The organism is Pleomorphochaeta sp. (assembly GCF_050031695.1).
In the GTDB taxonomy this organism is placed as follows: Bacteria; Spirochaetota; Spirochaetia; order Sphaerochaetales; family Sphaerochaetaceae; genus Pleomorphochaeta.
This window is the reverse complement of record NZ_JBNAIC010000020.1, coordinates 42,123-62,695: the sequence shown is the minus strand read 5'-3', so window position 1 is coordinate 62,695 and position 20,573 is coordinate 42,123. Positions and strand designations below refer to the sequence as shown.

Sequence of the window (20,573 nt, the reverse complement as noted above, 5' to 3'; positions counted from 1 at the left end):
TTCACAACATAAGGGTTAAGCTTAATGCTTAACCTTTTTTTATTTAAAAAAATATTATTGGAGTAATACTATGACATCATTTACACATGATACATATATATCACCTTTCACTTGGAGATACTCAAACTCAAAGATGAGAGAAATATACAGTGAAAAGCATAAAAGAATACTTCTCAGAAGAATTTGGATTGCATTAGCTTCAGCTCAAATGGAAGCTGGCCTTGTTACTCAACAACAGTTAGAAGAATTATTAGCTCATAAAACAGATATCGATGTTGATAGAGCTACTGAAATTGAAAATATTATTCATCATGATTTAATGGCAGAAATTAAAACTTATGCTGAACAATGTCCAAAAGCTGGTGCAATAATTCACTTAGGTGCTACAAGCATGGATATTTTAGATAATATGGATGCAATTCGACTTAAAGAAGCTCTAAATATTGTTATTGATAAATCTAAAGAATTACTTTCTCTTTATGTAAATAAAATGGAAGAATATAAAGATTTACCATGTATGGCATTTACACATATTCAACCTGCTGAGCCTACCTCGGTAGGATACAGAATTGCTCAAACTGCTCAAGACTTAATTGAAGATATAAAAGAGTTAGAAACAGTTAGAGATAATATTAGAGGAAAAGGAATGAAAGGGGCTGTTGGAACAGCAGCTAGCTACACTGAATTATTAAAAGGCACAAAATTAAATGCAAAAGAAATGGAAGATATAGTTATGAAAAAACTTGAATTAAAAGCCTTTAGTGCAGCAACTCAAGTTTACACAAGAAAACAAGATTTAAGAGTTGGAAATGCTCTATCTTCCTTAGCTTGTACTCTATATAAATTCTTTATAGATTTTAGATTATTACAATCTCCTCCAATTGGAGAATGGTCAGAACCATTTGGTAAAAACCAAGTAGGCTCATCTGCTATGCCATTTAAAAGAAATCCAATAAACAGTGAAAAAATTGATAGTCTTTGTAGATTTGTTAGTTCAAGTCCTAATACATTATGGCAAAATAGTGCACACACATTACTTGAAAGAACTCTTGATGACAGTGCAAATAGAAGAGTTGTTTTACCAAATTCTTTTTTAGCTACTGATGAAATTTTAATTACAGCAATCAAGGTTGTTAAAAATATGAATATTCACACTACAGCAATAGAGAGAAATATGAAAACATATGGCATTTTTGCTGCAAGTGAAAGACTATTAATGGAACTTGGTAGAAATGGTGCTAATAGACAAGAAATGCATGAAGTTATTCGAGAACATAGCCTAAAAGCTTGGAAAGAAGTTCAAGAGGGAAAAGAAAATACTCTTATGCATGACTTAATTAATGATAAAGTAATATTAAAATATGTTAGCAGAGATAAAGCTATTGAATTATTAAATGCAGATGAATATATAGGTGATGCTTCACTTAGAACCCAAATGGTTATAGATGAAGCATCTAAAATATTATAGAAAATTAGTAATCTGAGCGCCTGCGATAAATAGATAATAGTATAAAATCATACGTGGAAATCTTACTAAGCAGGCAAATATTACTTTTTTAAATTCAACCTTTAATATTCCTGCTGTCCAACAGATAGTAGAATAAGGAATTGGAGTCAGGCCGGCAAGTGCAACGCCCCAGGCTCCTTTATTATGTATAAACACTTTATGACTTCCCATAATTTTATTAGCATATTTATCAACTATTTTTATCTTAGATAGCAAATGACCTAACCAATATGCACTAATACCACCTAAAAAAGAAGCACTACCCATAAACAGAGTTATCTCAAGAATATTCCAATTAGAAGAAACTAATGGAAACATAATATCTGGAGTCAAAGGAACTATAAAAGTATCACAAAGATATACAAAAAGAGAAACACCAAAATGACCAAGCTTATTATATAAATCTTGAGCTAAAGTACTTGTTTGAACGCTAGATCTTATTACTTTATCATAAATAATAAAAATAACAAAAATAAATAATAAAGCTATAAAAGTTCTAAATACTAATTTTCCCCAAGCAATTGAACCATCTTCCCTTAAAAAAGTATGCTTTTCTTTATCATTATTCATTAAAATAATCCTTAAAAGCTACGATACATTCATCAATATTTGTAATTTCACCCTTACCTTGAAAATTTGGGAATTTTCCCCCACCTTTTCCATTAATTTTAATTAAAACGTCTTTTCTAATATCATTAATATTATATTCTTTATAACTATCTCCAAGATAAATAAACCATTTAAGCATTTCATTTTCTATTTTATAAAGAAAAACTACTTTATCTTCACTAATTTCAATATCCTTAAAATCAATATCTTCTTTACTTATATCTTGGATAATAATATTAGTATTATCTTTTAAAATAGAATTAATATAATAATTAGTATTTTTTTTCTTTAAAGCTCTAACTTCTTTTTCCAAATCAAGTTTTTTTTCTAACAAAGCTTTATCACAATCTACTAAAGTAGAAATTGTTGCACTATGCATTGTACACAAGGTTTTAACAACTTTATCTAATTCTCTATAAGTCTCGCTTACTCTATTAGATACCCTAAAAATTAATCTATAATGTTTCCTTATTTTTTCAAAACCAATAAACATTATTTTACCAATTTCTCTTGTATTATTTACATGTAAACCACCACAAGCTATCTTATCAATTGATTTAACATCTACTATTCTAATTAAGCCATCAACTTTAATACTTCTTCTCATACCTAACTTTTCTGCTTCAGCTTTATTCATTTCTAAATAAGAAATATTATTACCATTAACAATAGCCTCATTAGATAAATCTTCTAATAAGTAACAATCTTCTTCACTAAAATTAGCTCTATCAATTTCAATTGTTAAATTAGGATTACCTTGATGAACAGAAACTGTATTTACATCGAATTTAGAATATAATATCCCACTGATTAAATGTTGAGCAGTATGCATTTTCATATACTCATATCTATGATCCCAATTTAGTTTTATACTAACCACATCACCAACAGTAAATGAATCTGAATTTTCAACAATATGTGCTATATTTGAAGAATCTTTTTGAGTATCAATTACCTTTATATTATTTATAAAACCAATGTCACCAGGTTGGCCACCACCTTCTGGATAAAAGATAGTTTTTTCAAGATAAACCTTATTATCATTAATTTTAGTTATTTTAGTAATTAATTCCTTTTGATAAGGATTAATATAATACTGTTTTAATTCTTCACTCATTATTTTTTCCCTTGTCTTTTCCACACTGAGCTACTTTTTGGCAGTTCAATAGAAAATTGTATAGCAAACACCCTTATAATAAATACAAAGATAGAACATATTAAAAATAGATATCCTATAGAAAGCGTCGTACCTTCTAAATATAAATATAAAAGACCTCCAAGCAAAGAGGCAGTTGCATAAAAATCATTTGTTAATATAGTTGGAATATTTTTACTCATAATATCTCTTATTACTCCACCACCGGTCGCAGTTACAATTCCACATAACACTTGACCGATTAAAGAACAATCATATAAAGCACCTTTAGCACATCCTAGCGCAGTAAATACCCCAAGCCCTATCGCATCTAAATATTTTATAACTTTTTTTTCGCTATGTATTAAGGCTCCAAAGAAAAACACTAAAATTCCAACAATTACACATACCAATAAATAAATATAATTAGTTAAGGCTGCAACAGGTGTTGCTCCAATTAAAGAATCTCTAAGCATCCCACCACCACAACCAACAGTAGTTGCAAAAACAATAACACCCAAGAAATCTAAATCTTTTTCAACGGCTTTTAAAGCTCCTGTTAATGCAAAGATAATAGTGCCAAAAATATCAAACATATATATTAATTCAACTGAACTTCTCATAAATAGAATTTAACATAATATTTAGGGACTTGTTAATTAGTAATTTTGATATTATCTTATCTTTATAAAGAATTTAATTAAAAAATAAAAATTGAGGTATGATTATGGCAAGAATCAAATCTGCATGGGAAATCGCATTAGAGAAAACTGAAAATTTAAATATTGATTTAGATAAAATAAATAGAGAAAAAGCTGTTAAAGTGGGTAGAAAAATATGTGGATTATACATAAACGACATTGATTTCACTCGTGAAAAATTCATGGAAGAATTTAATAAAGCAGAAGATAAAACAGCAGTAAAAGAAGGAATTGTAAGTAATTTATTATTAAATATTACACTACCTAATGACCAATCTTTTGAAAACACTTTTGAAAAAATGATTGATATCATAAAGATCTTAAAAGAGGATAATGAGCAATTAGTTGATACACTTAATCAAATTAAAGAGTTTTTTAATCAATATTTAAATCATCAAAGTGATTTAGTAAATCAAATGAAAGAACAATTTGAACCTGTAATAAAACAAAAAGAAGCTCAATTGAAACAACAATATGGTCCAGATTTTACTTATACTGCAGATCAAGACCAAGAATTTATGAAATTGCTTGATGATAATCTAAAAAAATTAGATGAACAATATAATGAAACTCTTGAAAATGTAAAAGCAAAAATCAAAGAAGAACTAGCTTAAATAATATTAAATTATTTTAATATCTTTCAAAAAAATATAATAAACAATTATACTAATAATAACACTTAATAAAGTTCCTACTAGATAATATTCAGCAAAATCTTTATCCTCGGTTAATTTTTTCCACCTAGCTATTGATTTTGCTGTAAAAATATAACCTATTACAACAAATTGATTGGCACACAACAATAATACAATTAAAAGTCTTTCTAAATTACCAATAATTTTTCCGAGCCTAAGTGGCCTCTTCTCTCCACTCTCTTCTACGTTTTTATAAGTTGGAGAAGAAATAAGACTCTTAATCAATATATTTGCAGGTTTAAATATCAAAAGAAGTGCTACCAAAACATTTAAGTAAACAAGAGAATTATTCATTATCCATCTCTCACTTACAAAAATAAAGTTTGTATTTTTAACAATTAAAAAGAATCCAATTATTATTGATAGATGTATAAATTGATCTACTAGAAACAAAGAACTTTCTTTTATATCTTTTTTATTTGAAAAGTAGTATTTACTTATATCAATTATAAAATGAGATAATCCAAGTGCACTTATAGCTAATAATAAAGCTATATCAAATTTGTAAAATATAAAAATAAGAAACATTGTTAAAAAATAAAAAATGCTGTGATAAATAACATATTTATAATTTTCTTTTTTACTGTCTGACATGTTTTGAGTCTGAAAATAAAAATCAGCTAATATATGTAATAAAAGCAATATAATTAATAAAGGGGTTAACATTCACTACTCCGTACTTTTTCTACTAGAAGAGAGATAGATTGTTTTGAATTAAAATAATTATCATACAAAGAGGCTTTTAAAGTCCGACTTACAAGAGACTGATCAATATCTAAATTTTTAGCAATTTCTTTTTGAGTAAGGGTTTTATCATACATCTTATATTTTACAATTTTTCTTTGTAACATACTCCAAGTATTATAAGTTCGACACACCCAATATAAATGAGAATTTATTTCTTTATCAAATATTGTATTACTAGAGTCTATAAGAATATTTTGAATATTATCTTTATTATTTTTTAAAAGCGTTATACTTTTTCTAGCCCTATGATAAGCAGGTCCATCAGATCCAAGAGAAGCCTTTCTATCTATTTCAGTTAATAAGATTCCAACACCAATTCCAAACCTCAATTCAACAGGTTCCATTGCAATTTCTATCATCTCTATTATTTCAAATAAATGGCTAGCATTTTTTATCACACCCTGAAATTCATCACCTAAAGTTATAATAAAATTTGAGATAATTTCACTTTCATAAACTTTATTAATTTGAGATAAGACTTTTTTCAACTTGTCTTGATATAAATTTCTTTTATCAATTGGTATTTGTTTAGAGTCAATAATATCTCCAATTATAGCTATTAAATTTTCATTTTGGCTTATTTCCATAATATATCCTTTCTAATTATGATTAAATTATATCATATATTAATAATATGTCAATTTATTATCATATTTTTAAAAAATGATTTATTTTTATCATAAAATACCAATATGATAAATTAATATCATAAAAAAACACCTCATCAAAAAAGATAAGGTATTTATACAATCAAATCAAAGATACTAAATAAAACACCAAAAAGGAGGCATTAAAAAGCCAATGAAAAAGATAACACCCAAAGCAAATATTGAAATAGATATTATCGAAAGAACCCAACCGGCCATTGCGGCAGAAGAGTTATGTCTAATTTTTGTACCCTTAACTAAGGCAATAATTCCTAAGACTAATCCCACAAAAGAGAAAATCCAAGAAAATATACTAACAATTGAAATTATTCCTAAAATTAGTACAACAGAAGAAGCATCATCACTAGTAGTCTTCTTTACACAAGTATCTTCATCGTAAGGATGAGAGTTATTATCATAATCATTCATAAATTTCTTCTCCTTCTTCTAAATAGTTATAATATAATTATAATTTGATTAATAAAAAAAGGAAATAGTTGAAAACTATTTCAGATACAGTAATCACGGCAGTGTTAACTTTTTAGTGTGCAGACCAGTTAAAAATTATAGTACAAACTGAAACAGCTAAGGCAAGAGAGAGTTTTTAAAAAATAAGTAGATATTGACGTCTCAAAAAAGTATTTAAAGCTTAACCAAATAAAGAGAAATATAGAATCAAGTAATAAAAAACAAAAACTCTAAGAAGAATTGTATTTTACATTTACATTTCTCTTAGAGTTTATTTTTTTAAAAATTAATTAAAATTAATCCCAGTATTTTTTCATTCTATCATTTAAAGATTTAGTATATGCATCCCAATCTGTAATTGGTTTTTGTGCAACACCTTCTTCACATGCAGCTTTTGCAACAGCAACTGCTTCATATTCGATTACTCTAGGATCGAATGGTTTAGGAACAATATACTCTCTTCCAAAAGTAAATGATCTACCATAAGCATCTTCAACTTCTTTTACAATTGGTTCTTTAGCTAATTTAGCTAAAGCAAGAGCGGCTGCCATTTTCATCTTTTCAGTAATTTTTGTAGCTCTTACATCAAGTGCACCACGGAAAATGAAAGGGAAACCTAATACATTATTAATTTGGTTTGGATAGTCACTTCTACCTGTAGCCATAATTAAATCACTACGTGTTTCAATAGCTAGGTGATAATCAATTTCAGGATTAGGATTACTCATTGCAAACACAATAGGATCTTTTGCCATTGATAATAACATTTCAGGACTAACACAATCAGCAACAGAAAGACCCATAAGTACATCTGCACCTTTTAATGCATCAGCTAATGTTCTAGCTTCTGTTTCAACTGCCATTTCAATTTTTTCTTTAGTCATTCTTTCAGTACGACCTTTGAAAATAACACCACGGCTATCACACATTGTTAAATTTTCAGGTTTAACACCAGCAGCTACAAACATTTTTGCACAAGAAACACCAGCAGCACCTGCACCATTTACAACTACTTTAATATCACTTAGTTCTTTTTTAACAATTTCACAAGCATTCATTAAACCAGCTGTTGCAATAATAGCTGTACCATGTTGGTCATCATGGAAAATTGGGATATCACATTGTTTGATTAATTCTTGTTCAATTTCAAAACATTCTGGTCCCTTAATATCTTCAAGATTAACACCACCAAAAGTAGGAGTTAATTTCTTAACGATTTCAATTAATTTCTTAGGGTCTTTTTCGTCTACTTCAATATCGAATACATCAATATCAGCAAATCTTTTAAATAATACGCCTTTACCTTCCATAACAGGTTTTGAAGCTAAAGGACCTCTATCACCTAATCCTAAGATAGCAGTACCATTAGAAATAACTGCTACCAAATTACCTTTAGAAGTATATTTATATGCATCTTCAGGGTTTTCTTCAATTGCTAATACAGGTTGAGCTACACCTGGAGTGTAAGCTAAGCCTAAATCATCAGAAGTTTTACAAGGTTTAGTTGGTACAACACTAACTTTACCAGGTTCATTATCTAACATATGATATGCTAATGCTCTTTCTTTTAAAGTTGCCATTTTATAATTTCCTTTTATTATTTTTTTATTTTTCAAAATCCCATTTATAATCCATATTCCATCTGTCTCTTAATTCAATCATTACTTTTTGTAGAGATGGAGGAACAGGACAACCATGTTCTTTTCTATAGTTATAAGAAATATATTCTTTTTCACCTGCTGTAAAGATTTGATCTTCACCAGGAGCAACTTGGCTATTTCTTAATTGTTTACAAATTGTTCCAGCAATTGCTTTGAAAGTATTAGCTCCCATGAAATGTTCAGGATCAATTGCAATAAAGAAGTGTCCAAGTGGATATGGAATTGGATTATGATCAGCATCAAAACCATTTAATGATTTCATAAATGCACCATCTTGTAGAGCAGCTGATAAGATTTCAACAACAGCAGCATAACCATAACCTTTATAACCACCAGTTAATTCACCAATACCACCTAATGGTGTTAAAGCTGCATTACCAGTTGTTAAATCTTTTAATACTTGTTGTGTATCAGTTCTTGTTTTACCATCACGGCCAATTACCCAACCTGCTGGTAAATCTTTTCCAGCTCTACCATAAACTTCAATTTTACCACGTTGTGATACACTTGTTGCACAGTCTAAAATAAAAGGGAATTCTTCATCTGTAGGAATACCAAAAGTTAAAGGATTAGTACCCATCATATTTTCAACACCGTTAGTTGGAGCAATTGAAGGTCTAGCATTAGTACCTGTGATACCAATCATGTTAGCTTTAGTTGCCATTAATGGATAATAGCCAGCAATACCATAGTGAGTTGAATTTCTAACAGCTACCATACCAATACCGTATTTTTTAGCTTTTTCAATAGCCATTTCCATAGCTTTTTTAGAAACTACATGACCTAAACCATTGTGACCATCTAATACAGCAGTTGCATCTTGATCTTTAATTACTTCAATTTCAGTAACTGGATTCATAATGCCTTTATCAATTCTATCAATATAGATAGGTTTTAATCTACCAATACCATGGCTATCAATACCTCTCTTATCTGATTCAATTAATACCTCACCAATTGTTTTTGCATCATCAGCTGGAATACCTGCATTTACTAATGCTTCTCTCATAAATGTTTCTAAGTCTTCAAATGGGATCCATGCACAATCTTTGTAATTGTCTGCATAAGTTTCTTCAAATTTCATAGCTATCCTCCTATGATTTTGCTATCAATACTTGTATATGTTTACTTATTTCTGTGTTCTTTAATAAGTTACCACCGTTTTCATCTGTTACTAACACATCTACTCTCTCTATAGGAGCAGTTTTAAAATTGGAAACAACTCCAATCTTATTTTCTGTAGCAACAACTATTTTTGAACCAATACTATGATCTATCATAGCTCTTGTTGTATCAGCTTCTTCTAATACAGGAGTTGTTAACCCCGCTATCGGAGAAAAACCATCAACACCAATAATTGCTTTATTAGCATAAATTTGATCAATTAAACTAAAAGCTAATCTACCTGAGACAGAATGTGATTTAGCTCTATAATAACCACCTACAAAAATGATTTTTACATTCCCATCACTTTTACATAACCACATTGCATCTATATTATTAGTAACAATTGTTATATCTATATTTCTCTCAAGGATTGCCTTTATTACTTCTAAAGTTGTTGATCCACTATTTACATAAACAGTATCCCCTTCTTCTAATAAAGAAGCTGCTAATTTTCCTACTGCTTGTTTTTCTTTTGAACATTCTGAAGCTTTTTGTAAATAATCAGGTTCAACGTTCAAATTACGTCGAAGCGTTGCCCCACCATGAGTTCTCTCTAACACACCCTTTGAACAAAGCCCATCTAAATCACGTCTAATAGTTAATTCACTTACTTCTAATTCACTAGCAAGATCACTAACACTTACACTTTTATTTTTCATAGCTAATTCTTGAATATATCTTTGTCTTTCTACAGGTAACATTATTATTCCTCTTGAATGTTTTTGTATGTTTGAATTTATAATACATTCAAATACATTAACTGTCAACAAAAAAAAGTTCAAAAAAACATATACTTTTATCAATAATGTTCAATTTTTATTAAATTCATACAAATTTCTTACAACACTAATTTATTTAATTATTATTCAAAGATAAAAAATATACACTTTTTACAAGTTTTTTTAAATTTTTACTTGAATATAAGTTATAAATTTGGTAATCTCTCAAACGTTGATTTGGTGCCATACCCAAGCGGTAAGGGAACGGTCTGCAAAACCGTGATGCATCGGTTCGAATCCGATTGGCACCTTTACTTTACAATTTTTAAATATAAAGCTTATTAGTCAAATATGATTAATGAGCTTTTTTGTTTTAAACGCTATTTCTTGACAAAACACCTAAGAATATGATTTTATTTAAACGACATATAGGAGAAAAGCTGGTGAGAATTTAATTAAACGGAAAAAAAAGAAACATTTAAAGAAATCGTTGATTATCCTTTATTTTGCCCAGGTGGGTATATCCGTTTATATTTATATTACATAGATTCTTCCCCCAATCAAAATCATTTTAGGAATTAAACTATATGTCCTTTATTAATATATCCAATCTTTCATTCAGTTATGAATCTTCTATACATCCAATTTTTTCTTCTTTGAATCAAACATTTAATAATGGGTGGTATGCAATAATAGGAGTTAATGGGAGTGGCAAATCCACACTATTTAATCTTTTGAACAATACTTTAATGCCTCAAGAAGGTACGATTTCCCCAAAAATTGAAACATTTTTATGTAAACAAGATAACTTAGATGAAATACCTAGCAGCTTTTATGATCCAGAAATAATTAATAATAGTGAAGCAGTTAGTCTATTAGGTAGACTTGAGATAAAAGATGAATGGTTATTTAATTATGATAAATTAAGTGGTGGAGAAAAAAAGAGATGCATGGTAGCTGATGCATTATTGAGATCTCCAACACTACTATTAATTGATGAACCTATAAATCATTTAGACTCATATTCAATAAATTTATTAGTTAATGAACTAAAAAAATTCAATAAAATTGGACTTATTATTTCCCACAATTTAGATTTTTTAGATTCTTTATGCTCTAAAACATTAATATTAGAGGATAATCACTTATTTACTAATATTCTAAATTACGAATGCAAGCCTTCACTAGCTATTAAACAAAGAAAGAAAGAAATTGAATTTTTAAATAAACAAAAAATTTCCAAAGTCTCAGATATTTCAAAATTAAAAAAAATGAAAGAAAGAGAGTATCAAATAATTCAAAAATCTAAAAACAAATTATCAAAGAAAAATTTAGATAAAAAAGACTTTTCAACAAAAAGTAAAATTGATGGAGCAAGAATTACTTCTAAAGATAAAAAACCTGGATTAAGGTTAACTTCCATAAATAATGAAATAATAAGAGAATCAGACAAACTTTCAAAGATAAATATACCTAAAAAAAATAAACTAGGAATTTCTTTTAATAATATACAATCAAAAAAGAATACAATCATATCTTTTCAAAAAGACGAGATTTCTCAATTACATAATATTTATAAAGTTTCACACCCATATATGGAAATAAAGAAAGATGATAAAATAATAATTAGAGGCCAAAATGGTTCTGGCAAAACCTCTTTTGTAAATATTATTGAACAAAATCTAATAAAATATAATTCCCCATATTGGTATATCCATCAAGACTATAGTGAAAAAGATAGGATTAAAATAAAAGATAAACTTATTCACTTAGATAAAGATACTCAATCTCAAATATTATCAATTTCTTTTAGACTCGGTGCTGATCCTACTTCTTTACTAACAACCACTTTATTAAGTCAGGGAGAAACTCAAAAGCTACTTTATGGCTTTGCAATATTTTCTAATTCCAATATTCTACTATTAGATGAACCTACCAATTACTTAGACATTTTTTCAATAAGTATTTTAACAAAAGCTTTATTATCTTATAGGGGTGCAATTATTTGTGTTTCACATGATGTTAATTTTATGGAAAAGATAGGAAATAAATTTTGGGAATTTAAGAAAAATAATAAATTCATTACTATTAATCAAATTGAAACTGATAACTAAGAATTAAATCTCTAAAGTAAAACCAATTACTTTAGAGATTTATTATTATAAAATATTAAATTTCGTAAAAAAGTCTTTATAGGATAAAATTTCAATTAAATCGCCTGCAGCTATTTTTTGTTTAGCTTTATAAATTTTAGAGTTTCCAACATTTTCAGCACCTAAAACCAAATACCTTGTTTTTCTTATAACAGAACTACCAACAAGTCCGCCATGATTTACAATAATTTGCCAAAGTTCATTTCTAGCCATATTAGGAATAATTCCAGTTACTACACAATGACAATTTTTTAATTCATTACCCAAGGTTTTTGTTTTTGTTATCTGAGTAGCTCTACAACTACCTCTAACTTGACCAATATTTCTAATTTCAATTTCATATGGTTTATTTATCATTTTTAAACAAGAATATAACATATTAACATCATCTAAAGCTCTGTGAGTTTGTTTTATAGTTATATTAAAATATAATCTTATGTTATCTAATTTATAGCTTGGTAAATTTAAACTATTTCTAAATATAGATAAGCTATCAATATATTTATTCTTTAAACCGAAAAGTAAACGCCTATTTAAAACATCCATATCAAAAGGAGCATTATGAGCTACTAAAATGTCATCACCAATAAATTCATAAATATCTTTACTTACTTCATCTATAGTAGGAGCATTTTGAACCATCTCATTAGTTATTTTATGAATTTTAATAACATCATCACTCATAATCATTTTAGGATTAACTAATATATTAAAAGTTGCCTCAGGTTTACCATTTCTAATTCTCATTGCAGCAAATTCTACTAATTTAGAATAACATCCTAAACCAGTAGTTTCTGTATCGATTATTGTAAAATCTTTTATTTCATCAAATATCATCATATCTCCATTTAGTATTATATTATTAAGAATTAAAAATGGATTAAATTGTCACAGAATTTTTTAATTATTTCAAACTTAGGATCTGATGGAATAACTATAGTGCTTTTTGTTCTTTTTAAAACAACATTATGGTTAAAAGATTCAAAGGATGAAAAGTTATTCCCCATTCTCTGATTATCATAAGTTGTTAAACTTCTAGCATATAATAATCTTTTTTCTTCACCAGGTTTAAATTCAACACCTTTACCTTGGCCATAATAAGATGTATTAGCACCCATATGTATTGAGAATTCATTACTAGGTCCACCTTGATATAACGACCAAGGTGGTTGATTTCTTCCACCATAGTCTAAAACCATTGTCGAATAATCAAGATTTAAATCTATATCATCCATAATTTCTTTACCAGGAGCAAAAGTTAAATATACTAACTGATATCTAGGATTTATAACACTAAACCATATATGAGAAGATTTATCTAAATCATTTTTAGCATACAGTACATCAGTAGAACCGATGATTCCACTAACTGTTCTAACATCGCAGTTACCACCTGAAATCAATGGAGCTTTTTCGATTGGAAAAGGTTTTTTTGTATCAGCTATTCTCTCAATAATCATATTTTTATCTAAATCACTGTATTTCATCCATTGTTTAGCGCCTGTATTAATTAAACAATTAGATTCTAGAAAAGGAGGTGCTAAAGTATTATCAAAACCAACATTTAAATTAATTGGAGATGAACTAATATTTTTTATATAAAGGGCAGAATAAATAACAGGTTGATTTGGTAGAACAACATCTAATCTTTTTGTTGCCCATATTTTATTATTATTATCTGAATTTTTTGATAATACCCAAACGCCCCCGGTTGCTTCGTCGCTACCATAACGTTGAACTACCCATTTAACTCTATTTGTTTCGAAAATAGCATTAATGTAATCATTATTCTCATCACGATTTAAGGTTTCACTTTTTATTAATAGATCTTCATAATTATGAATATTATTAAAAACTAAATCAGAACCCTCAAACTTCGCATTAGGATTTTCTTTTGATTCGTCATTAACTAATTGAACTTGATAACCATATAATTTTTCTAATAAAGGATCTATATCTTTATGTTTAATATTTTGATCAACAGTATCTTTAGAAAAGGGGAATCTATGTAATTTATTACAATTTACCCATCCCCCATGGATATTCATAGCACTTAATTCTATCAATCTCCCATTATAATCTTGGACTACAGCTCTAATTAAATCGTTGCTTAATACAGTAGCGTTTTCATCATCTTTAATCCTAACTCTTCTTATATCCATTAATCATTCCTCTTATAATCAAAAAAAAACATAGAACATTTTTAATATCTCTACTATAATTATAATCAAGAAAGCTATTAGTACAAGGAGATTTCTAATGATTAGTCAAAAAAATGGGTTATTTAATTTATCAACAGCTAATACTACTTATTTATTTCAAACAACTCTCAATGAACACCTAGAGCATTTATATTATGGTTCTCACCTAGATGAGAGAAGCATAAATGCAAGTCTATTATCTACAAAGTATAAACAAGAGGCTGGAACTGCAACTTTTTATGAAGAAGATAGTAAATTAGATTTAGGACTAATTAAACAAGAAATATCTACAGTTGGTAAAGGTGATTATAGAGAACCCTCTATTAAAGTTAGTTATAATGGAGGAATGCAAACTTTAGACTTTGTTTATCAAGGTTTTGAAATTACTCCTGCAAAACCAAAATCTTTTTCTAATCTTCCTGAATCTTATGGTGATAGAGAAGAATGTGATACATTAAAAATAACATTAAAAGACCGTGAATTAGATATTAAACTATTATTAACATATGGTGTGTTTAATTTTTGTGATGTTATAACTAGAAAAGTTGAATTATTTAACTATGCTAGCAAAAATATCACAATTGATAGTATATATTCCTTACAATTAGACATAGATAATTGTGGCTTTGATGTAGTTACTTTTGATGGCGCATGGGCAAGAGAAAGACATATTAATAGAAGAGAGACTAAACCTGGAATATTAGTAAATGATTCAAAGGTTGGAACATCTAGTGCTTATCATAATCCATTAATATATGTTTGTGAAAAAAATTGTGAAGAATTAAATGGTAAATGTTATGCAACGAACCTAATTTATAGTGGAAATCACAAAGAAATAGTTGAAGTTACTCCTTATAATCAAACTAGAATATTAACTGGAATAAATGATTCCTCATTTAAATGGATTTTACATCCTAATGAAAGATTTTCAACTCCTGAAGCAATCCTTAGTTATAGTGAAAAAGGTTTTAGTACAGTTAGTAGGAACTTACATTATTTTGCAAATAATAATATAGTAAGAGGCTTTTGGAAAAATAAAGAAAGACCTATTTTAGTAAACTCTTGGGAAGCTTTTTATTTTGATTTTGATGATAAGAGAGTTATCAATCTTGCAAAAAAAGCAAAAGAAATTGGAGCTGAATTATTTGTTTTAGATGATGGATGGTTTGGTGCTAGAAATGATGATACCTCTTCTCTTGGGGACTGGATCGTAAATACTAAAAAACTAAGAGAAGGTTTAGGTAATTTATCCAATCAAATTCATAAAATGAAAATGCTATTTGGGATTTGGGTTGAACCTGAAATGATTAGTAGAAATAGTGATTTATTTGATAAACATCCAAACTGGGCAATAATGATTCCAGGTAGACGACCTAGTGTTGGCAGAAACCAATTTATTTTAGATTTAAGCAGAGATGATGTTATTCTATATCTAGAAGACGTTCTTTCAAACATATTTGAATTAGGTGAAGTTGACTATGTAAAATGGGATTTTAACAGAGTATTTAGTGATTTATATTCTATTAATAATGAAATTTCTAATATGGGTGAATTCTATCACAGATATTATTTAGGTCTATATAAACTTTTAGAAAGATTAACTAAAAAATTTCCTAAAATATTATTCGAATCTTGCGCAGCTGGTGGAAACAGATATGATTTGGGTATGCTAAGTTTCATGCCACAAAACTGGACAAGTGATTGTACAGATGTATATGAGAGATTATTCATACAAGAAGGAACAAGTTTTGGATATCCTCTTAGTGCTATGACTAATCATGTAAGTGCTAGTCCTAATCATCAAACATTAAGAAAGAGTGATATTGAATCAAGATTCAATGTTGCCTCTATAGGTAACTTAGGATATGAAATAAATTTAAACACAGCTACAAAAAATGAAATTGAGCAAATCAAAGAACAAATAAACTTCTATAAACGTTATAGAAATACTTTACAATTTGGTACCCTTGCTAGAATTCAAACCATGAGCAAGTCTAAAGAAAGAGCTGTTTGGGCAGTAATGAATACCGATAAGAGTGAAATAATAGTACTAGATTTTAGAGCTAGAAGTATCCCAAACCCTCCACTTGAGAGATTATATATTCCTATTGTAGATAATAAAGCATTTTATGAATTATTTAACAGACCACAAAAGTTAGATTTATCAGTATTTGGAGACTTAATCAACCACTTCTTACCAAGCAAATTATTACAAGGTAAAGCAGTTGAAGAGATATCTAAAATATTACAACTTAATATAGAAATAACCCACCATAGGGTTTATGGTGAGTTACTAAGTAAAGCTGGACTTGTTTTAAACCAAGAATTTGGCGGAACTCAATATGAAAACGAAATCACAAGAGTTCTAGGCGATTATGGTTCAAGATTATATGTCTTAAAAAAACTAGAAATCTAATAATACATCAATATTATCAACTTCTTTATTTAAAGAAGCTTTTGCAAGTGGTAGGTGTGATTTTGATCCAACAATAATTACTCCTACTACTTTTTTATCTTTTATATACCATGCTTCATATCTATCTTCAACTTGTTTTGAATGGCATTCCCCTTCTAAAACTCCAAAACTTGCGACACTTAAATCATCTGCTTGGAATCTAGTTGGAAGACTTGAGGGAGCTACATAAGATACTTTTTCACCAATAATATGATTAAATGCAGTATTAGCAGTAGCTAAAGCAATAGGCAATAAGCCAGGACATTGTCCTTTATATTCTGCGCAATCTCCAATTGCATAAATGTTCATATCACTTGTTTGACAATATTCATTAATTGTAATAGCTCTAGCTACATCCAAATTACAGGCTTTTGCTAAAGCAACTGAAGGTTTTACCCCAGCTGCCATTAATAAACTATTACACTTTATCTCTCTATTATCATCTAAAATTACTTTTTCTATTCTCTTATTACCATTAACACTATCAACAAAGTGATTACAAATAATTTTAAAATTATCTCTTTGAAGACATTTGTCTTCAACAATTTTTGCAGCTTCTTCATTTAATTGTCTATTTAAAACATAAGGTTCACCTTGAATTACTGTAATATCATGAGATAAAGCATTAAGTTCAAGCGCACTCTCAAGCCCTAACAAACCTCCCCCAACAATACAAACAGGAGATTCAATTTGCTCAGTTATTTTTTTTGCATCTAAATATGTTCTAAGAGTAAAAATCCCATCAAGTTTTGTGTGACTAAAAAAGTCTAAAGGATTAGAGCCTGTAGCTAAAACTAATTTATCATAATGCTTTGCTTCTCCATTAGATAGTAAAATAGATTTACTTTCTCTATGAATTGCAACAACTGATTCATGATTAATGTAGGACGGTTCATTTTTTGAACATAAAGAGTCCAATTTTTCTAAATTACCTAAACAACTTGGTAATCTTATTCTACTATAAAAACTGACATCTTCATTTGAATAAACTTCAACTTTATATCCTTTTGAATCTAGTTTAGATGCTAATGTATTTCCTGCTGGACCATTTCCAATAATAATTATATTCACTTATGGCTCCTAATAATTTAATTAATTTACATTTGTATATATATAAAATATCATGATATCTATTCATTAACAATAATATTTTATAACGCAAATATATAAAAAAATTCCCCTCTAAGCTTGCACTCTCAAAGGGGATGTCGATTTAACGACAGGGGTGTTTCAGTCATCACCTCAAATTGAGGGGGAAAACAATGCCGAAACAAACAGTGGGTGAACAAAAAAACTAAAAAGTATATTAACGGGATATAATCAACCGAACCCACTGCCAGACAAGAATAAAATAACATAGAAAGTGCGAATTGTCAACATGCAAGATATGACAATAGCCATTATTAAAATATAAATCATGGCTAATTGTAGAATGTTTCATCGATAACAATATTTTATAATTTATTACTATATATAATTTTACATTAAAATTTAATTTATTAACAATCGTAATTATATGACATAGATGTATAAAAAATATATTACCTTTCTAACAAAATTGTTCATGTTATTTTTTTATATTTTTTACTAGAACTGTTAATAAACATCTAGTATATTATACTTATGAAAAAGATAAAAAACGGATTTACTTTAACACCACTAGAAAAAAAGCTAAATATTGAAAATTTAATATCAGTACATTATTTTGAATATCCAAGCACCTTTTTATTCAAAGGTGAATCCCATGACTTTTGGGAGTTTTTATATGTAGATAAGGGAGAAGTTGGTATAACTAATGGAAAGTTAGAATACAACCTAAAACAAGGTGATATTATTTTCCATAAACCTAATCAATTCCATGATGTAGTTTGTAATGGGAAAATTTCTCCCAATTTACTTGTAATAGCATTTGATACCAATGACGAATGTATGAATTTTTTTAAAGATAAAATTCTAAAAGTTGACAAAAAAACTTCTAGTTATTTAAATACAATAATTAGTGAATCAAATAAAGCTTTTTCAACAAATTTAGCTGATCCATATTATAAAGAGTTAACTCTTAAAACCAATTATCCTGAATTTTCACTAGATTTAATTAGACTTTCTTTAGAAACTTTTTTAATTAAACTAATGATAACAAACAATGAAAGAACAAATACAATTTCTATTCATGAAAAAGAAAACTCAAGAAGAGTTCAGTTAGTAATAAAATTTTTAGAAAGTAAAATAAAAGAGAATATTACTCTTGAAGATATTTGTATTCATTGCTCAATGAGTAGATCTTTAATTCAAAAATTATTTAAAGATGAGACAGGTTGGAGTGTAATGGAATATTTCTATAGACTAAAAATAGAAGAAGCTAAACATTTAATTAGAGAAGAAACTATTAATTTTACTCAAATTGCAGATAATCTTGGCTATTCAACAATCCATTATTTTTCTCGACAATTTAAGAAGATAGTTGGAATGAGCCCTAGTGAATATTCAAAATCTATTTTGATTTTAGGTGATAACAATAAAAATAAAGATTTCTAATTGTGCAAATTTTATAAACTTTTGAATCAATACATATGATAAAGCATTTTATATACTAATCTCAAAAGGAAAATTATATGAAATTCGAAAAAATTTTTGAAGCATTTAACATAAAAGGAACATTAATTAGCTATAAGGCCAACAAAGAAGGTCATATTAACTCAACTTTTATTTCTAGTGTTGATAACAATGGGAAAATTGAAAAATATACCCACCAAAAAATAAACACATATGTATTTACGAAGCCTGAACAAGTAATGGATAATATTAATATCGTAACTTGCCATATCCAAAATAAAGTAAAAGATTACAATGACAGAGAGTACAGATCTTTAGAAATAATACATACTAATGATGATAAATTATTTTATATTGATGAAAATAATAGCTACTGGAGAACTTATAAGTTTATAGACAATGTCAAAACTTATCAAAAGGTTAATAATACTCAACAAGCATATATGTTAGGAATTGCAATTAGTACTTTTCAAAAACAACTATCTGATTTAGATGGGAATAATTTAAATGAAACAATTAAAGATTTCCATAACATGGGATTTAGATATAATCAATTAGATAAAGCACTTGAAAATGATCCAAAAAATAGAGTAAAAGATGTTCAAGATGAAATAAATTTTCTACTCGATAACAGAGAAAGAGGATCAATAATTTGGGACAAATTCAAAAGTGGAGAAATAAAATCCCATGTAACTCACAATGATACTAAAATAAATAATGTATTATTTTCTAACAGTGGTGATGAAGCTCTTTGTATTATTGATTTAGATACAGTTATGCCAGGTACCATTCTTTTTGATGTAGGAGATATGATTAGAACAGCAACTTCTACAGCACTTGAAGATGAAATAAATTATAAGAATATGAAATGTAATGTTGAATATTATAGAGCCTTGATAAAAGGATATTTACAAGTAGCTAATTCTTTTATATCAAAAGAAGAAAAGTCTTTATTAATAGAAGCTGGAAGAAATATAACACAAATAATGGCAGTTAGATTCTTAACTGATTATATAAATGGTGATATATATTATAAAACTGAAAGAGAAAATCACAATTTAGATAGGACTAGAACACAAATAGAATTAATTAAAGATATGGATAAAAAATGGGATATCTTAACTAGTTTTATTGAATAATTAATTAGAGGCATTA

At 27.9% G+C, this 20,573-nt stretch carries 18 protein-coding genes and 1 tRNA gene; 7 read left to right on the top strand and 12 right to left on the bottom strand.

The window, feature by feature from the left end; genetic code table 11:
- Positions 1–70 precede the first annotated feature (70 nt).
- Complete coding sequence (purB, locus tag ACPKM0_RS04310; RefSeq protein ID WP_472473642.1) at positions 71–1,468, top strand: adenylosuccinate lyase; 1,398 nt, start codon at positions 71–73, stop codon at positions 1,466–1,468.
- On the opposite strand, the gene ACPKM0_RS04305 is transcribed toward purB, so the two are convergent.
- Genes ACPKM0_RS04305 through ACPKM0_RS04295 form a run of 3 tightly spaced genes read right to left on the bottom strand, consistent with a single transcriptional unit; the run spans position 1,463 to position 3,874 of the window.
- Entirely contained in the window at positions 1,463–2,077 is a 615-nt protein-coding gene (locus tag ACPKM0_RS04305; RefSeq protein ID WP_472473640.1) for a YqaA family protein, read from the bottom strand. The two genes, purB and ACPKM0_RS04305, sit on opposite strands and share 6 nt — an antisense overlap.
- The gene (locus ACPKM0_RS04300) at positions 2,070–3,233 is read right to left on the bottom strand and encodes an alanyl-tRNA editing protein (RefSeq protein ID WP_472473638.1); all 1,164 of its coding nucleotides are present in this window, start codon (positions 3,231–3,233) and stop codon (positions 2,070–2,072) included. Before ACPKM0_RS04300 ends, ACPKM0_RS04305 begins: the two co-directional genes overlap by 8 nt.
- Positions 3,233–3,874, bottom strand: a complete 642-nt coding sequence (locus ACPKM0_RS04295) for a trimeric intracellular cation channel family protein (protein WP_472473636.1) — start codon at positions 3,872–3,874, stop codon at positions 3,233–3,235. The genes ACPKM0_RS04300 and ACPKM0_RS04295 overlap by 1 nt, the downstream gene beginning before the upstream one ends.
- A 104-nt stretch (positions 3,875–3,978) precedes the next feature.
- Here ACPKM0_RS04295 and ACPKM0_RS04290 point away from each other — a divergent pair, with 104 nt between their 5' ends.
- A complete protein-coding gene (locus ACPKM0_RS04290) occupies positions 3,979–4,566 on the top strand; it encodes a DUF6657 family protein (RefSeq protein ID WP_472473634.1) in 588 nt (195 codons plus the stop codon).
- 6 nt (positions 4,567–4,572) lie between these two features.
- On the opposite strand, the gene ACPKM0_RS04285 is transcribed toward ACPKM0_RS04290, so the two are convergent.
- The 6 genes from ACPKM0_RS04285 to ACPKM0_RS04260 all read right to left on the bottom strand — a co-directional run bounded on the left by ACPKM0_RS04285 (position 4,573) and on the right by ACPKM0_RS04260 (position 10,038).
- Entirely contained in the window at positions 4,573–5,313 is a 741-nt protein-coding gene (locus ACPKM0_RS04285; protein ID WP_472473632.1) for a DUF3307 domain-containing protein, read from the bottom strand.
- The gene (locus tag ACPKM0_RS04280) at positions 5,307–5,981 is read right to left on the bottom strand and encodes a SatD family protein (protein ID WP_472473630.1); all 675 of its coding nucleotides are present in this window, start codon (positions 5,979–5,981) and stop codon (positions 5,307–5,309) included. Before ACPKM0_RS04280 ends, ACPKM0_RS04285 begins: the two co-directional genes overlap by 7 nt.
- Positions 5,982–6,158: 177 nt before the next feature.
- On the bottom strand, positions 6,159–6,470 hold the full coding sequence (locus tag ACPKM0_RS04275; protein WP_472473628.1) for a hypothetical protein: 312 nt from the start codon (positions 6,468–6,470) through the stop codon (positions 6,159–6,161).
- Between the two features lie 335 nt (positions 6,471–6,805).
- Positions 6,806–8,089 (bottom strand): malic enzyme-like NAD(P)-binding protein, encoded by a 1,284-nt coding sequence (locus tag ACPKM0_RS04270; protein WP_472473626.1) that lies wholly within the window; start codon positions 8,087–8,089, stop codon positions 6,806–6,808.
- Between the two features lie 25 nt (positions 8,090–8,114).
- Entirely contained in the window at positions 8,115–9,254 is a 1,140-nt protein-coding gene (locus tag ACPKM0_RS04265) for an Ldh family oxidoreductase (RefSeq protein ID WP_472473624.1), read from the bottom strand.
- 10 nt (positions 9,255–9,264) lie between these two features.
- Positions 9,265–10,038 carry a DeoR/GlpR family DNA-binding transcription regulator gene (locus tag ACPKM0_RS04260; protein WP_472473622.1) on the bottom strand — a complete coding sequence of 258 codons (774 nt, stop codon included), beginning with the start codon at positions 10,036–10,038 and terminating at the stop codon, positions 9,265–9,267.
- A 257-nt stretch (positions 10,039–10,295) separates the two neighbouring features.
- On the opposite strand from ACPKM0_RS04260, the gene ACPKM0_RS04255 reads away from it, so the two are divergent.
- Positions 10,296–10,367: transfer RNA gene (locus ACPKM0_RS04255), tRNA-Cys, on the top strand.
- A 276-nt stretch (positions 10,368–10,643) separates the two neighbouring features.
- Positions 10,644–12,170 (top strand): ATP-binding cassette domain-containing protein, encoded by a 1,527-nt coding sequence (locus ACPKM0_RS04250; protein WP_472473620.1) that lies wholly within the window; start codon positions 10,644–10,646, stop codon positions 12,168–12,170.
- A gap of 45 nt (positions 12,171–12,215) precedes the next feature.
- On the opposite strand, the gene ACPKM0_RS04245 is transcribed toward ACPKM0_RS04250, so the two are convergent.
- Both ACPKM0_RS04245 and ACPKM0_RS04240 read right to left on the bottom strand, forming a co-directional pair.
- The gene (locus ACPKM0_RS04245; protein WP_472473618.1) at positions 12,216–13,046 is read right to left on the bottom strand and encodes an exonuclease domain-containing protein; all 831 of its coding nucleotides are present in this window, start codon (positions 13,044–13,046) and stop codon (positions 12,216–12,218) included.
- 32 nt (positions 13,047–13,078) lie between these two features.
- Positions 13,079–14,371, bottom strand: a complete 1,293-nt coding sequence (locus tag ACPKM0_RS04240) for a hypothetical protein (protein WP_472473616.1) — start codon at positions 14,369–14,371, stop codon at positions 13,079–13,081.
- Positions 14,372–14,468: 97 nt separating this feature from the next.
- Between ACPKM0_RS04240 and ACPKM0_RS04235 the strand changes: the two genes are divergently transcribed.
- Positions 14,469–16,826 (top strand): alpha-galactosidase, encoded by a 2,358-nt coding sequence (locus ACPKM0_RS04235; RefSeq protein ID WP_472473614.1) that lies wholly within the window; start codon positions 14,469–14,471, stop codon positions 16,824–16,826.
- Here ACPKM0_RS04235 and ACPKM0_RS04230 read toward each other — a convergent pair.
- On the bottom strand, positions 16,815–17,936 hold the full coding sequence (locus ACPKM0_RS04230) for an NAD(P)/FAD-dependent oxidoreductase (protein WP_472473612.1): 1,122 nt from the start codon (positions 17,934–17,936) through the stop codon (positions 16,815–16,817). The genes ACPKM0_RS04235 and ACPKM0_RS04230 overlap by 12 nt on opposite strands.
- Positions 17,937–18,488: 552 nt before the next feature.
- Here ACPKM0_RS04230 and ACPKM0_RS04225 point away from each other — a divergent pair.
- Together ACPKM0_RS04225 and ACPKM0_RS04220 are read left to right on the top strand one after the other, a co-directional pair.
- A complete protein-coding gene (locus ACPKM0_RS04225; RefSeq protein ID WP_472473610.1) occupies positions 18,489–19,400 on the top strand; it encodes an AraC family transcriptional regulator in 912 nt (303 codons plus the stop codon).
- Positions 19,401–19,477: 77 nt separating this feature from the next.
- Entirely contained in the window at positions 19,478–20,557 is a 1,080-nt protein-coding gene (locus tag ACPKM0_RS04220) for a phosphotransferase enzyme family protein (protein WP_472473608.1), read from the top strand.
- Positions 20,558–20,573 lie beyond the last annotated feature (16 nt).